Consider the following 13,576-nt stretch of genomic DNA (forward strand, 5'->3'; position numbering starts at 1 on the left):
GACCCCCTGGGATGTGTGGACGCTTTGTCATAACTTCGGCCCCCGCGGCTTTGCGGCAATTGTTCGGCTATATCGAGCAGCCGAATTTTCCGCCCCGATACAACGTGGCTCCGACGCAGCCGATTCCGGTCGTATGGATCGAGAACGGCGCGCGCCATTTCCGCCTGATGCGTTGGGGGTTTTTGCCGGGCTGGGTCAAGGATCCTCGCGGGTTTACGCTCCTGATCAACGCCCGCTGCGAGACGGTGCTGGAGAAGCCCGCCTTCAGACACGCGATTCGCCGCCGGCGCGGCCTCATCCCGGCGGACGGCTATTTCGAGTGGAAGGTGGAGGGCGGCCGCAAGCAGCCCTTCTTCATCCATCGCGCCGATGGCGCGCCGCTCGGCTTTGCCGCTTTGTTCGAAACCTGGATTGGGCCGAACGGCGAGGAGCTCGACACGGTCGCCATCGTCACGGCAGCGGCCGGCGAAGATCTCGCGGCGCTGCATGACCGCGTGCCCGTCACCATCAGCCCGCGCGATTTCGAGCGCTGGCTCGATTGCCGCAGCGACGAGATCGACGCGATCCTGCCGCTGATGACCGCTCCGCGCATTGGCGAATTCGCCTGGCACCCGGTCTCCACCCGCGTCAACCGCGTCGCCAATGACGACGAGCAGTTGCTGTTGCCGATCAGCGCCGAGGAGATGGAGGCGGACGTCGTGAAGCCGAAGAAGGGAGTGCGGAAGGCGGCGGTTGGGTCGGTGGATGACGGGCAGGGGTCGTTATTCTGATCGCCGATGCCGTAGGGTGGGCGAAGCGAAGCATGCCCACCGTCGTGCGCCAAGAAATCGACAGGTGGTGGGCACGGCGCGTTGCGCCTTTGCCCACTCCCTACGGCAGCGGCATATGTCGCGGCTTACACGATCTCCTTCGCCCTCAGCGCCGCGATCTCCGCCGCATCGAACCCCAACTCGCCCAGCACCGCATCCGTATCCGCCCCAAGCTCCGGCGCCATGCGGTCCAGCTTGCCGCCGCCATGGGCGAGCTTGAATCCGCTGCCGGCAAAGCGCAGGCGGCCATAAGGCGTGTCCAGCTCCTGGATCGCGCCGCGCGCCTTGATTTGCGGGTGGTCGATCACCTCCTCGACCTTCCAGATGCTGGCGCAGGGTGCGCCGGCATCTTCCAGGATCGTCTCCCATTCGCGCGCCGGCCGTGCCGCCAGCGCTGCCTCGATGATGGCGCGAAGCGCGCCCTCGTTCTCGTTGCGGGAGAACCAGTCGGCGAAGCGCGGATCGCTCAGCGCGTCCTCGCGGCCGAGCGCAACCATGAGCGCGCGGTACTGCTTCTCGTTGTTGACGGCGAGCAGGATGTGACCATCGCCGCATTTGAACAGGTTGGCCGTGGTCCTGCGGCTCACCGCCTGGTTGCCCGAGAGTGTTTGACGATGGCCTGCAACGGACCAATCCGCGATCTGGCCCGAGAGGAAGGCCAGCGTCGCCTCCAGCATGGAGACGTCGATGAGCTGGCCCTTGCCGGTGCGGTCGCGCTGATACAGTGCGCTCGACACGCCGAACGCCGCGGTCGCGCCCGACAGCACGTCGCACACCGCAAAGCCCGCGCGCGTCGGTCCGGTCTCGGGATGGCCGGTGATCGCCATGATGCCCGACAACGCCTGCATCTTGCCGTCATAGCCGGGCCGCAGGCGGTCCGGCCCGGTCTGGCCGAAGCCTGACACCGCGCAATAGATCAGCTTCGGATTGATGGCGGATAGCGCCTCGTAGCCGATGCCGAGCTTGTCCATCACGCCGGGACGGAAATTTTCCATGACGACGTCGACCTGGCTCGCGAGCTTCTTCACGATCGCGATCGCCTCGGGCTTTTGCAGGTCCAGCGTCAGGCTGCGTTTGTTGCCGTTGATGGCCTGGAACGCCGGCGCCAGCCCGCGCTCGGCCCATTCGCGGCTGAGCGGCGTGCGGCGCATGTCCTCGCCCTCGCGCCGCTCGACCTTGATGACGTCGGCGCCCAGCAGCGCGAGCTGATAGCTCGCATAGGGGCCGGCCAGCACTTGCGTGAAGTCCAGGATCTTCACGCCCTCGAACGGTCGCGTCACGTCGCTCTCCCTTTTTTCTTTCTTTGGTGGAGGACGTCAGGCGGCGCGGTTGCCGCGCGCGATCTCCTTCTGCTTGTCGAATTCGGCGCGCCGGCGCGCCAGCTCTTCCGGCGAAAGCTGCGCCACGTTGTTGTAGTCGAGCTTCCAGGAGGCATCCTCGCTCCAGCGCAGCGGCGATTGCATCGTCGTCTGCGGGCCGCTTGCGGTCTCCAGCAGCCGCAGTGCCAGCTCCAGCGTCTGCGCCTGCGAGGCGATGTCATGCGGCTTGCCGGCGGAATTGCCGAGTGGGAAATCCGAGAAGAGGAAGCGCGGCACGGCGGCGTGCTCGATGATGTCCTTGGCGCAGCCCATGATCACGGTGGCAATGCCGTTCCGCTCCAGGTGCCGCGCCACCAGCGCCGTGGTCTGGTGGCAGACCGGGCAGTTCGGCACTAGCACCGCGACATCAACCGCATCCGCGAGGCAGCGCGCCAGGATTTCGGGCGCGTCGGTGTCGAGCGTGACGCGATGGCTGCGGTTGGTCGGCGCGCCGAAGAAGCGCGGGGCGACCTCGCCGATGCGGCCTGCGGCGCTGGCCTTCAGCAGCTGCGGCAGCGGAAACCAGGTGCCGCTGTCGGTCGCGCTGGTGTGCTTGCGGTCGTAGCCGATGTGCGAGATGCGCAGATCGTGCTGCTTCGACGTATCACCGTCATAGACCTGGTAAAACTTCGCGCCGCCATTATACGCCGCGCCCGGCCCCTGGTCGCCCTTGCTCGGGTCGAACGGTGCGGCCGTGGTGATGATCGTGACGCGCGACTGCGCCACTTTCTTCTTCAGCGGCTGGAACGGTGCCTCCGTGTAATGCGCCCAGCGATACGGCGTGGTGTAGCCGATCGCCGCGTAATAGTCGCGCGTGCGCTGCATGTAAGGGACGGGAGAATCGTAGTCGGGCGCAAAGCCGAATTCGTCGTCGCGCGGAGCGGACATGGGCGCGTCTCCTGGTTCTTGGTTAGGGGCCAGACTAGAGATAGATTTGGGGGCGCTCAATGGGGGCGAGGAGGACGCGGGACAGGATTGCAGGCTTGATAGAGCGAGCCGCGCTCTTCCCCTCTCTCCTTGTGGGAGTGGGTGGCTCGCCGCGTCGCGGCGAGACGGGTGAGGGGTATCTCTCCGCGAGCCCAACTCCCTCAGGAGTTCGGGGAAGCATACCCCTCATCCGGCGCTTCGCGCCACCTTCTCCCAAGGGGAGAAGGGAAGAAGCCAGCCGCAAGCTCACCTGAACACGTGCAACGCCACATATTGCAGCAGCATGATCGCCTTGGCGTCGATGATGCGGCCGTCGCCGATCATCGCCAGCGCTTCGTCGATGGCAAGCTCGAGCACCTCGATGTCCTCGCCCTCGTGCGCGAGGCCGCCACCGTCGCTGACCCGCATCTCCGGCTCGTATTCGGCGATGAAGAAATGCAGCTTCTCGGTGATGGCGCCCGGGCTCATGAAGGCCTCGAACACCTTGTGGACGTCGTGCAGGCGATAGCCGGTTTCCTCCTCGGCCTCGGCGCGGATGCGGACCTCGGGGGCGGCGTCATCCAGCACGCCGGCGGCGGCTTCGATCAGCAGATCGTCATAGCCGCGAATGAACGCCGGCAAGCGGAACTGGCGCACCAGGATCACCGTGCGCCGCACGCGATTATACGGCAGCACGGCTGCGGCGTTGTCGCGCTCATAGGTTTCCCGGTGCTGCGTCTGCCACTCGCCATTGGCGCGCCGGTACTCGAACGTGGTGTTCTTCAGCGGCGCCCAGTTGTCCGAGAGCACGCGGACGTCCTTGATGCGGACACGGTCGGAAATGGTCATGGCTCGATCTCAGTTGCTTGGAGTCGTCTCGCGGCCGTCGAGCCACTTCTGGAACATCACCGAGGTGGATTCCGTAAAGCCCAGTGACTGGTAGAAGGCATTGGCCTGCGCGTTCTCGCGCCGGATCAGGAGCTGGAGCTTGAGAATTCCGGCCGCGCGCAGCCAGTCCTCGGCTGCTGCCATGATGATGCGGCCGTAGCCGTGCTTGCGGCGATCAGGATCGACGGCGACGTAATAGACCCAGCCGCGATGGCCGTCATGGCCGACCATGATTGTGGCGACGATCGCGCCGCCCTCGCGGCCGACCAGCACCGTGGAATTGTCACGGCGGCGCGCCAGTGCGATGTCGGCACGCGGGTCGTTCCACGGCCGGGTCAGGCCGCAGCGCTGCCACAGCGCCACCACCGGCTCGACATCGGCGTCCTCGATGGCGTCGATCGCAAGAGCGCTCACAGCACCTTCCCCGGATTCATGATTCCCAGCGGATCGAGCATCGCCTTGATCGATCGCATCAGCTCGATCGCGGTCTTGTCCTTCACCTCGGGCAGTTCGTCGCGCTTGAGCACGCCGATGCCGTGCTCGGCCGAGATCGAGCCGCCCATGCGCAGCACGATCTCGAACACCACCGCGTTCATCTCGTGCCAGCGGGCCAGAAAGTCCGCACTGTTGGCGCCGACCGGCTGGCTGACGTTGTAGTGCAGATTGCCGTCGCCGAGGTGACCGAACGGCACCGGCCGCGCGCCGGGGATCAGCTTCACCACCGCGGCATCCGCCTCGGCGATGAAGGCGGGCACGGCCGCGACGGGGACGGAGATGTCGTGCTTGATCGAGCCGCCTTCCGGCTTCTGCGCCGCCGACATCTCGTCGCGCAGCTTCCAGAAGCCGGCACGCTGGGTGAGATTGGCCGCGATCACGGCGTCGTCGACGATCTCCTCTTCCATGGCGCGGGTCAGGATCGTCTCCAGCGGCGTGCGGGCATCCTCGCCCGGCGAAGACAATTCCATCAGCACGTACCAGGGATGCTTTTCTGCGAGCGGATCGCGCACGTCGACGCCGTGGCGGATGGAGAAGTCGACCGCCATCTGCGACAGCAGCTCGAAGCTGGTCAGCGCATTCGCGGCCTCACCTTGCGCGATCGTCAGCAGTTTGAGCGCCGCGGCCGGCGACTTCAGCCCGACGAAGGCGGTCTCGACCGCCCGCGGCTTCGGAAACAGTTTTAAAGTCGCCGCCGTGATGATGCCGAGCGTGCCTTCCGCGCCGATGAAGAGGTTGTGCAGATTGTAGCCGGTGTTGTCCTTTTTCAGCTTCGACAGCACGTTCAGCACGCGTCCGTCGGCCAGCACCACTTCGAGCCCCAGCGCCATCTCGCGCGCGACGCCATAGGCGAGCGCGGCGGTGCCGCCGGCATTGGTCGAGAGATTGCCGCCAATAGTGCAGCTGCCTTCGGCACCTAACGAGAGCGGAAACAGCCGGTTGACCTCCGCCGCCTTCTGCTGCGCGATTTGCAGCACGACGCCGGCCTCGCAGGTCATGGTGTTGGAGGCGGTGTCGACCTCGCGGATCTTGTCGAGCCGCCGCAGCGACACCACCACTTCGCCATTGTGCGGCGTCTGCCCGCCGACGAGGCCGGTATTGCCGCCCTGCGGCACCAGCGCGATCCTGTGCGCGGAGGCGAGCTTGCAGATCTCCGAGACTTCCGCCGTCGAGCCCGGACGCAGCACCAGTGGCGAGCGGCCGTGAAACAAATTGCGTTCCTCGGTGACGTAAGCCTCGATGTCGGCGGCATCGGTGATCGCGTGGCGCTCGCCGACGATCTTGCGGAATTGTTCGATCAAATCAGGCGCAAGCGGCGGGGTGGCGGATGTGTTGATGTTCATGTGGTCGTCTTTCATTCCGCTACTTATACCTTGCGCATGATCTGATCGGAAAACCGCCGCACACTTTTCGCTAACGCGTCCCTTAGAGTCCGGATCATCCGCTATCGGGCAACCGCCGCCCGGCGCAGCCGGTCGTTGATCGCTTCGCCAAGTCCTTCTTCGGGGATCGCCATCACGGCGATCGCGCGTGGCCCCCTGGCATCGAGGCTGCGAAGATAGCCGAACAGATTGGCGGCGGCTTCATCGAGATCGCCGGCGGGCGACAAGTTCATGACAGCGGCGGCGGCTTCAAAGCCGGGCAGGCGCCCCGGGCCGAATGCCAGCAGCGCTTCGTCCGGCTTCACCTCGTGCGCATTGAGCCGTACATGGGCGCGCGGCGCGTAATGCGAAGCCAGCATGCCCGGCGCCAGCGGCTGGCTGTCCCCGCTCTCGGTCTCCGCGGGTGGCCGCGCCAGGGATGCGCCGAGCACGGCCTCGATACGCTCGCGCGACAGCCCGCCCGGGCGGAGCAGCATCAAGGTCTCGAAGCAGCCGACGATCGTCGATTCGACGCCGACCTCGACCGGCCCGCCGTCGACGATCAGGTCGATCCGTCCGGCAAGGTCGCTTTCGACATGGTCGGCCAGCGTCGGCGAGACATGGCCGGAGATGTTTGCGGACGGCGCCACCACCGCCCCGCCAAAGGCGTGCAGGATCGCCTGCGCCACCGGATGGGCGGGGATGCGGATCGCGACCGTATCGAGACCGGCGGTCGCGAGCTCTGCTACCGGGCAGTTCTCCGTCTTCGGCACCACCAGCGTCAGCGGCCCCGGCCAGAACGCCTCTGCAAGCTTAAGGGCGCGCGCATCGAGCCGCCCGATCCGCCGCGCGGCGGCAACGTCCGCGACATGGGCGATCAGCGGATTGAAGGCAGGACGGCCCTTGGCGGCGTAGAGATGGGCGATTGCAGCGGCATTGGCGGCATCGGCCCCGAGCCCATAGACCGTCTCGGTCGGAAACGCGACCAGCCCGCCGGCCGCGAGCGCTCGGGCCGCGGCCGCGGCCGCAGCCTCTCCGGCCGGCAAAATCAGCGTTTCGAGACCCATTTTCACAGGGATAAAATTCCTCAACTCGGCCGCTTGCGGTGCGCCAAACCCGACGCTATAAGCCGCCTTCTTGTCGGAGTGTGGCTCAGCCCGGTAGAGCACTGCGTTCGGGACGCAGGGGTCGCAGGTTCGAATCCTGCCACTCCGACCATTCTTCCAAAAGTCGACGTATTCCTAAAGGCTTGGCAGACCGGCCGCCGGCGCTTCGGGAGCGCCTTTTTGCAACGATTTTCGGGGCGGGTCCACGGTCGATTTGGCCTAGCAGGGACGTCTGTCGGGGTGGCATGGCTCACGCCGATCAACGCGCCTTTCGGTCGCGCCGGTTGCGGTCGACCCTGTACAGGCCAGAAGTTGTGCAGGTCGGCGTATTAGACCGGCCTGCAGCCTTGGCATTCCGTTTGCTCAGTCAGGACCATCGGCAGTCCCCAGCGGAGGGACTGTTTCAGGGTGAGGCAAACAATGAAAGAAGTGTCCCGTTTTGGCTCCACTGGAGAGCTTCGGCTCAGCGCGCTGATTGCGGATTTGTGGTGGCGCGTTCAGCTCATGAATTCCGACATCCTCGAAGAAGAGGCCAAGGCCGGAGCGTTTGACGTGAAGGACCCGTCCTATCCGCTGCTCGCGACAAACCTTCGCGCGCGACGTGAGAATCTCGTGTTGACGATCAATGCGCTGGAGCAACGCGCGAAATCGGTCCGCGCCGCCGCGTGAGGATCAACGCCGCGCCACAAGCACGCCGACCAAGAACGCCACCATCAGCGAGGGCAGCGGCGCCTCGCGCACCATGCCGCGGACGATGTCCTGCCAGTGCTGCTCCGGGACGAGTCTTGGAGACCTGACGTCGGCGAGCAGCGCCATGCCCAATTCCGATGCGAGGTCGGTGATCTCGCGCCTGGCAAGGCGCGAGCCGTCGCGGATGCGGAAGATGGGAGCGTCGGATCGCTCGCGCGGCGCCAGCGCCATCAGCGTCGCGATCGCGGTGCGCAACGTCATCTCGCCATAGCCTTGCAGCCTCACCGACTCTTCGGGATCGGACGTCATGCGAAATCCCTCACGGTGCGAGGCGCGCGATGCCGTCATGGTCTTGCTCCATGCTCAGCATGGAAATGGTGGTGCGCGAGGTTGGTTCCTTGGCCGGCGAGCGAATTGCGATAGGCCTGATTACTTGCGCAGCAACTCGCTCAGCGCGGCCGTCGCCTCGGCGCAGCGGATATCGTCGATTTCGCGCGACAGCCTGAGCGCGCTCGATCTCAGCTCTTCGATCTTCCAGCTCTCGGGATGCTGGCCTTCGAGCTGGCCAAGCCGCTTGTTCAGGTCATCCAGTCTCGATTGGAGCTGCCCGATGCTGGCGGCCCCATTCACTTTCCAAACGCGCTGTGCACGCATCGTAGTTCCCCTGCTAGTCTCACGACGTTGTGAGAGCGGTTCGTGGCCGTAATGGGAGTTTCTTTTGACCGGCTTCAGACCGTGGGGAACCGTTGCATATTCGCAACGATCGCAGCGGCGAGGTCGCCCGCACTCACTTGCACGTAGCTCCTCTCGTAACCCGATGGAACGCAGTGTAACCCGGGCCTCTGGTTGCGCGCACGGCGCTGAATTGCGCTTCCACTCCAGCCGGGCGACGCTGCCGCGCCTGTGTCGCGGCTCTGTCAATCCCGTCGCGCAAAAATATTCCGCTTTACCGAAATTCGGAAATGGCGCATGTGTCGCCCATCCCGGCTCATCCGAGAGGGGCGATCATGTGTCGTGATGATCGCGGAGCCGGGCTTGCGGTGGACGCGGCAGCGTCGGGCGCGATAAGTCAGGGGCAGGGCGGATTGCTCTCCGTGAGCCCTCGAGGCTTCGCGCAGACGGACGGCGCTGTCAGGTTCGTCGCGCCAGCATGTCGATGGCAAGGTGCACAACGCCGTGGAACCCTGCGGCGCAGGCGAGCCGCGCGTACGGCAAAACCGTGTGGTCCTGGCCGTCGTTGCTACGGTCAAGCTCTTGCGGATGCGGGCATTGGCGTCAACCGGCGCGGTGTCCGTGACTTCCACGAGGGCGAGGGAGGCCAGAACGAACTCGGCTCCCGGGAGAGCGCGGCATAAGCCGTCAAACCACTGCGCAGGGAAGGCCGTGTGTTGGGCTTCACCTGTATGCCGCTGTGCAGTTCTTCTGCGTGTGCCTTTCGCACAGCGGACCGTGGGTGCCAGCCGGCACCCGGCCTTCCCTGCGCCCTCTTGGCTTGAGAGGGTGGAGCGACGAAGCAAAGCTCGGGCGAAATCCGCCACGAGAATGCGAAGGCGTGTCTGCGTAAAGTGCGCGTTTGAAAATGAGTCCGTGCACCTTGCTCCGTCATTGCGAGCGCAGCGAAGCAAATCCAGAGTCTTTCCGCGGCGGGATTCTGGATTGCTTCGCTGCGCTCGCAATGACGTGTGGAGAGATCATGCCTCACTCTCCTCTCGTGCCCCGGACGCAGCGCAGCGCCCTTTAGCGATGCGCTGCAGAGCCGCGGCCCATCTCTCCGCATTTTGCCGTGTCGCTTTCTGGCCCCCGGCTCTGCGCCGCAACGCTTGGGCGTTGCAGCTTATCTGGGACGCGATCTCCGAGGTTTCTGCTCTCCATCAGCCAGCCTTTATCCACTCCCATTCACAACCAAGTGTCTTTATTCGGAAACAATCATTCCCTATTATCCCGCCATGCAAAAGGCCGCCCGCCGATCTCAGCCCGCCCGTTCTCCCGGCCGTCCCCGGGAGTTCGACATGAACACCGCGCTCGACAGGGCCGTGCGCGTGTTTCGCGAGCGCGGTTATCATGCCACCTCGATCGGCGATCTCACCGCGGCGATGCGGCTGGCTACGGGGAGCGTCTACAAGGCGTTTCGCGACAAGCATGCCGTGTTTCTCGCCGCCTTCGAACGCTACACCACGCTGCGCCAGGAGCAGACGCGCAGCGCAGCGGCGCGCGGTGTAAACGGCCGCGAGCAAATCCGCAACGTGCTCTTGTCCTATGTCGAGCATTCCCAGGGCACCGAGGGGCGGCGCGGCTGCCTGGTCGTCGGCAGTGCGGTCGAACTGTCCGCGCTCGATCCCGTGGTCGGCGCCCGCGTGAATGCGCAGCTCAAAACGAACGAGAGCTTCATCGCCGGCCTCATTCGCCAGGGGCAGGCCGATGGGTCGATTCCCCGTCACGTCGATGCCGACGACACCGCGCGGCTGATGATCTGCATCACGCAAGGCATGCGCGTCGCCGGCAAGGCACGCCTGCCGCTCGACGGGACGCGCCTCGTCGCCGTCGCTATGAAGCTGCTCGCCTGAATTTTTGTCATAATAGGGAATGGTCATTCCCTATTCCTGGAGTCTAAGCGAATGACGATGAATGCCACGATCGAGACCGCGCCCGGACCGGATGCGGTGTCGCAGCGCCTGACCTTCGTGCTTGCCGCGGCCTGTGGCATGGTCGCCGCCAACATCTATTACGCCCAGCCGCTGATCGCGCCGATCAGCGCTGCGCTCGGCCTGTCGCATGCAGCTAGCGGGCTGATCGTCACCATGACGCAGATCGGCTACGGTGTCGGGCTTCTCTTCATCGTACCGCTCGGCGACCTCGTCGAAAACCGCACGCTGATCTGCTCGGTCATTGCGCTTGGGGCGGCGGCCCTGCTCGCCGCGGCGTTCGCCACTCACGCGCTGCCGTTCCTGATCGCCGCGCTGTTCATCGGGCTCGGCTCGGTCGCGGTGCAGATCATCATTCCCTATGCCGCGCATTTGGCGCCCGAGGCCATCCGCGGCCGCGTCGTCGGCAATGTCTCGACCGGCCTGATGCTCGGCATCATGCTGGCGCGCCCGGTGTCGAGCTTCGTCACGGCGGCGCTGTCGTGGCACGCGGTGTTCTTCGGCTCGGCCGGGCTGATGATCGTGCTCGCAGCCGTGCTCTGGATGACGCTGCCGCAGCGCAATCCGGTCGCGCGCATGCATTATGGCGCGTTGCTGCTGTCGATGCCGCAGCTGGTGCGCACCACGCCGCTGCTGCGCCGCCGCGCGCTCTACCAGGCGAGCCTGTTCGGCTGCTTTACGCTGTTCTGGACGGTGGCGCCGCTCCAGCTCGCGAGCGCGTTCGGCTTCTCCCAGCGCGGCATCGCGCTGTTCGCGCTCGCCGGCGTTGCCGGCGTGTTCGCGGCCCCGATCGCAGGACGGCTCGCCGATCGCGGCCGTAGTCGCCTCGCGACGCTGGTGGCGATGCTGCTCGCAGCCGCCGGATTCCTGATCACGCAGATCGGCGCGGCCGGATCGGTGCTGAACCTCGCCTGCCTGGTGGTGGCCGCGATTGCCATCGATATCGGGGTGCAGGGCAATGTCGTGCTCGGCTTCCGTGCCATTTTCGCGCTCGGGCACGAGCACCGCAGCCGCCTCAACGGGCTCTACATGGCGACGTTCTTCGCCGCAGGTGCTGCCGGCTCCGCGCTCGGCGCCTTCGCCTTCGCACAGGGCGGCTGGACCCTGGCATCGGCCATTGGCCTTGCCCTGCCCGTCGCTGGCCTGCTCTATGCGGCGAGCGAGTAGCCGCCGGCATGGCCGCAATTATGCGGTGCGGCCCATTTACCAACCGCGCGAGGACGCAATTTCCGCCTCGCGGTCCGCTCGCCGCTGTAGTACTTTGGTCGCAAGCGGACCTGGTTAACAGGCGGCAGGGGGAGGCTGATGAGGCGTACGGGACTGTTTGGCGTACCGCGGGTACGGCCATGGTCGTGGCAGGCGTTTCTGCTGGGGCTTGTCATCGTGGCGATGTCGGCGGTGCTTCAGGGAATTTGTGTCGCGCTCGGCGCAAAACTGTATTTCGCCGCATTCCTGCCCGGCGTCTTCCTGCTCGGGCTTGTCGCGGGCGTGCCGGCGGCGGCGCTCGCCGCACTGCTGACCATTCCGCTGGTATGGTGGGCGTTCATGCCGCCCTTTTTCGAGTTCAATTCGCTGACCAGCGCGAATGCCGATTCCATCAACCTGTTCTGCCTGCTGGCCGTGCTGGTGATCGGCCTCGCCGATCTCTGCCGCGAGACGATGGCGATCGTCAGCCGCGGCGGGCTGAAGCGCCCGGGCGAGAGCACGGCAACGAACCCGCAATAGATCGACTGTGCACGCGCATGCGCGTTGCGCGCGCGCAACAGTTCGGCAACCATCCGCGAGCTTGCCGTGCGCCGCTAACTTTTCGAAAAAGATTTGGCCGCAATTTCTCCCGCGGGAATGACGAGGGAGTTTTCGGACATGAATGGCCAAATAACCGGTCACGCCATCTTGGAGAACGTGCGCCGCTACCGCGGCATCGCATCGCTCTACCGCCAGACCGCTGCATTCCGCCCGGGCCAGAGCTGGTCGTTGTTGGAGCAGGCGAGGGATTGGGAAGCGCGGGCGCTACTGGAGCTGGAAGCCTATTTCGCGGCGCGCGCAGACTACGCCGCCCCGCTCGCGGCCTGATCGTCAACCATCGGCACGGCCTCGGTCCAGCTTGCCGAAGGTGCGATCGTCGGATCGTGCACGGGACATCACGGTGCAATTACGGAGTTGCCTCGGCAAGCGCCTGTGCTAGCAACGGCTCAACGAGATTCTTCACGTCGGCCGGGGCACGCGATGACCACCTTCAACCGCATCTTCACGACGGAGCGTCTACTCCAGATCATCGTGATCCTGGCCGCGACGATCGCGATGAAGCTGATGGGCTGAACTTCGGCGACTTATCGCCCGCCGAGCTCGGGCACGTCGGGCAGATAGTTCGATCCCTCCGAACCCAGAAAATCGAACATCGCCTGCGCCGGCGGCAGCAGCACCTTGTCGCTGCGGCGGATCACGTACCATTGCCGCACGATCGGCAGGCCGGCGACATCGAGCACGATCAGCCGGCCCTCGGCGAGCTCATGCGCCACGGTGTGCGCCGAGATGAAGGCGATGCCGAGCCCGGCGATCACCGCCTGTTTGATGGTCTCGTTGCTGCTCATCTCCATGCCGATGATCGGCTCGAGATCCGACTTCTGGAACATGCCTTCCATCAGCGTCCGCGTGCCCGAGCCCCGTTCGCGGGTGAGGAAGGTCTCGTGCACGAGATCGGTCAGGTTAAGGCCCGAATCCTTCTCCAGCCAGTGCCCCTTGCGCGCCACGATGATGTGCGGATTGCGCCCGAGCTGACGGACGTCGACAGTGACGTCCGCGGGTGGCCGACCCATCACGGCGAAATCGAGGTCGTAGCCGTGCATGGCCTCGCGGATCTCCTCGCGATTGCCGATGGTGAGCTTGATCTCGATCTTGGGATAGCGCTTGGAGAACGCCGCGATCGCGTGCGGCACGAAGTACTTTGCGGTCGAGACCGCACCGAGCTGCACCGTGCCGCCGGTCCGCCCCGCCAGCAGGTCGAGCGCGCCCTGGCAGTCCATGATCGCGGCCTCGACCCGTTCGGCCAGCGCCAGCACCTCCTTGCCGGCCTCCGTCAGCAGCATGCCGTCACCGGTCCGCTGCACCAGCGGCAGGCCGGCGAGGTCCTGAAGCTGCCGAAGCTGCTGGGTCACGGCGGGCTGCGTCAGCCCGAGATGGCCGGACGCCGCCGTCACGCTGCCCTTGGCCGAAAGCGCCGCAAGCGAGCGCAGCTGCCGGATCGTCAGATGCCGGAGCTGGGTCGCCCCGTGGCCGGGGCCATTATAAGAAAATTCTTTGGAGCTCATTATGAATAGAAAT

At 65.5% G+C, this 13,576-nt stretch carries 15 protein-coding genes and 1 tRNA gene; 7 read left to right on the forward strand and 9 right to left on the reverse strand.

Annotated elements, in window-relative coordinates:
- Positions 1 to 11 precede the first annotated feature (11 nt).
- Complete coding sequence (locus IVA87_RS06225; RefSeq protein ID WP_247303344.1) at positions 12 to 770, forward strand: SOS response-associated peptidase; 759 nt, start codon at positions 12 to 14, stop codon at positions 768 to 770.
- A 125-nt stretch (positions 771 to 895) separates the two neighbouring features.
- Here IVA87_RS06225 and IVA87_RS06230 read toward each other — a convergent pair whose 3' ends face one another.
- The 6 genes from IVA87_RS06230 to IVA87_RS06255 all read right to left on the reverse strand — a co-directional run bounded on the left by IVA87_RS06230 (position 896) and on the right by IVA87_RS06255 (position 6,884).
- Entirely contained in the window at positions 896 to 2,089 is a 1,194-nt protein-coding gene (locus IVA87_RS06230; RefSeq protein WP_247303342.1) for a CoA transferase, read from the reverse strand.
- Between the two features lie 36 nt (positions 2,090 to 2,125).
- On the reverse strand, positions 2,126 to 3,055 hold the full coding sequence (locus tag IVA87_RS06235) for a glycine reductase (protein WP_247303340.1): 930 nt from the start codon (positions 3,053 to 3,055) through the stop codon (positions 2,126 to 2,128).
- Positions 3,056 to 3,340: 285 nt separating this feature from the next.
- Positions 3,341 to 3,922: a GDP-mannose pyrophosphatase gene (locus IVA87_RS06240; RefSeq protein WP_247303338.1), complete on the reverse strand. Its 582-nt coding sequence runs from the start codon at positions 3,920 to 3,922 to the stop codon at positions 3,341 to 3,343.
- Positions 3,923 to 3,931: 9 nt separating this feature from the next.
- Positions 3,932 to 4,375: a GNAT family acetyltransferase gene (locus IVA87_RS06245; protein WP_247303336.1), complete on the reverse strand. Its 444-nt coding sequence runs from the start codon at positions 4,373 to 4,375 to the stop codon at positions 3,932 to 3,934.
- Positions 4,372 to 5,799, reverse strand: coding sequence for an FAD-binding oxidoreductase (locus IVA87_RS06250; protein WP_247303334.1), 1,428 nt, complete (start codon positions 5,797 to 5,799; stop codon positions 4,372 to 4,374). The genes IVA87_RS06245 and IVA87_RS06250 overlap by 4 nt, the downstream gene beginning before the upstream one ends.
- 101 nt (positions 5,800 to 5,900) lie before the next feature.
- Positions 5,901 to 6,884 (reverse strand): L-threonylcarbamoyladenylate synthase, encoded by a 984-nt coding sequence (locus IVA87_RS06255; RefSeq protein WP_247303398.1) that lies wholly within the window; start codon positions 6,882 to 6,884, stop codon positions 5,901 to 5,903.
- Positions 6,885 to 6,958: 74 nt separating this feature from the next.
- On the opposite strand from IVA87_RS06255, the gene IVA87_RS06260 reads away from it, so the two are divergent.
- Positions 6,959 to 7,035, forward strand: a tRNA-Pro gene (locus IVA87_RS06260).
- A gap of 308 nt (positions 7,036 to 7,343) precedes the next feature.
- Positions 7,344 to 7,592 carry a hypothetical protein gene (locus IVA87_RS06265; RefSeq protein ID WP_247303332.1) on the forward strand — a complete coding sequence of 83 codons (249 nt, stop codon included), beginning with the start codon at positions 7,344 to 7,346 and terminating at the stop codon, positions 7,590 to 7,592.
- Positions 7,593 to 7,595: 3 nt separating this feature from the next.
- Here the strand turns inward: IVA87_RS06265 and IVA87_RS06270 are convergent, their stop codons facing one another.
- A complete protein-coding gene (locus tag IVA87_RS06270; RefSeq protein ID WP_247333024.1) occupies positions 7,596 to 7,961 on the reverse strand; it encodes a hypothetical protein in 366 nt (121 codons plus the stop codon).
- 81 nt (positions 7,962 to 8,042) lie between these two features.
- Positions 8,043 to 8,267 carry a hypothetical protein gene (locus tag IVA87_RS06275; protein ID WP_247303329.1) on the reverse strand — a complete coding sequence of 75 codons (225 nt, stop codon included), beginning with the start codon at positions 8,265 to 8,267 and terminating at the stop codon, positions 8,043 to 8,045.
- Between the two features lie 1,292 nt (positions 8,268 to 9,559).
- Between IVA87_RS06275 and IVA87_RS06280 the strand changes: the two genes are divergently transcribed.
- The 4 genes from IVA87_RS06280 to IVA87_RS06295 all read left to right on the forward strand — a co-directional run bounded on the left by IVA87_RS06280 (position 9,560) and on the right by IVA87_RS06295 (position 12,328).
- Entirely contained in the window at positions 9,560 to 10,177 is a 618-nt protein-coding gene (locus IVA87_RS06280; protein WP_346657738.1) for a TetR/AcrR family transcriptional regulator, read from the forward strand.
- 51 nt (positions 10,178 to 10,228) lie between these two features.
- Positions 10,229 to 11,422: an MFS transporter gene (locus IVA87_RS06285; RefSeq protein WP_247333025.1), complete on the forward strand. Its 1,194-nt coding sequence runs from the start codon at positions 10,229 to 10,231 to the stop codon at positions 11,420 to 11,422.
- 138 nt (positions 11,423 to 11,560) lie between these two features.
- Positions 11,561 to 11,980, forward strand: a complete 420-nt coding sequence (locus tag IVA87_RS06290; protein ID WP_247303323.1) for a DUF4118 domain-containing protein — start codon at positions 11,561 to 11,563, stop codon at positions 11,978 to 11,980.
- Positions 11,981 to 12,118: 138 nt separating this feature from the next.
- Entirely contained in the window at positions 12,119 to 12,328 is a 210-nt protein-coding gene (locus tag IVA87_RS06295; RefSeq protein ID WP_247303322.1) for a hypothetical protein, read from the forward strand.
- A 257-nt stretch (positions 12,329 to 12,585) separates the two neighbouring features.
- On the opposite strand, the gene IVA87_RS06300 is transcribed toward IVA87_RS06295, so the two are convergent.
- Positions 12,586 to 13,563 (reverse strand): LysR family transcriptional regulator, encoded by a 978-nt coding sequence (locus tag IVA87_RS06300; protein ID WP_247333026.1) that lies wholly within the window; start codon positions 13,561 to 13,563, stop codon positions 12,586 to 12,588.
- Positions 13,564 to 13,576 lie beyond the last annotated feature (13 nt).

It is taken from the genome of Bradyrhizobium sp. 147 (assembly GCF_023073935.1).
In the GTDB taxonomy this organism is placed as follows: Bacteria; Pseudomonadota; Alphaproteobacteria; order Rhizobiales; family Xanthobacteraceae; genus Bradyrhizobium.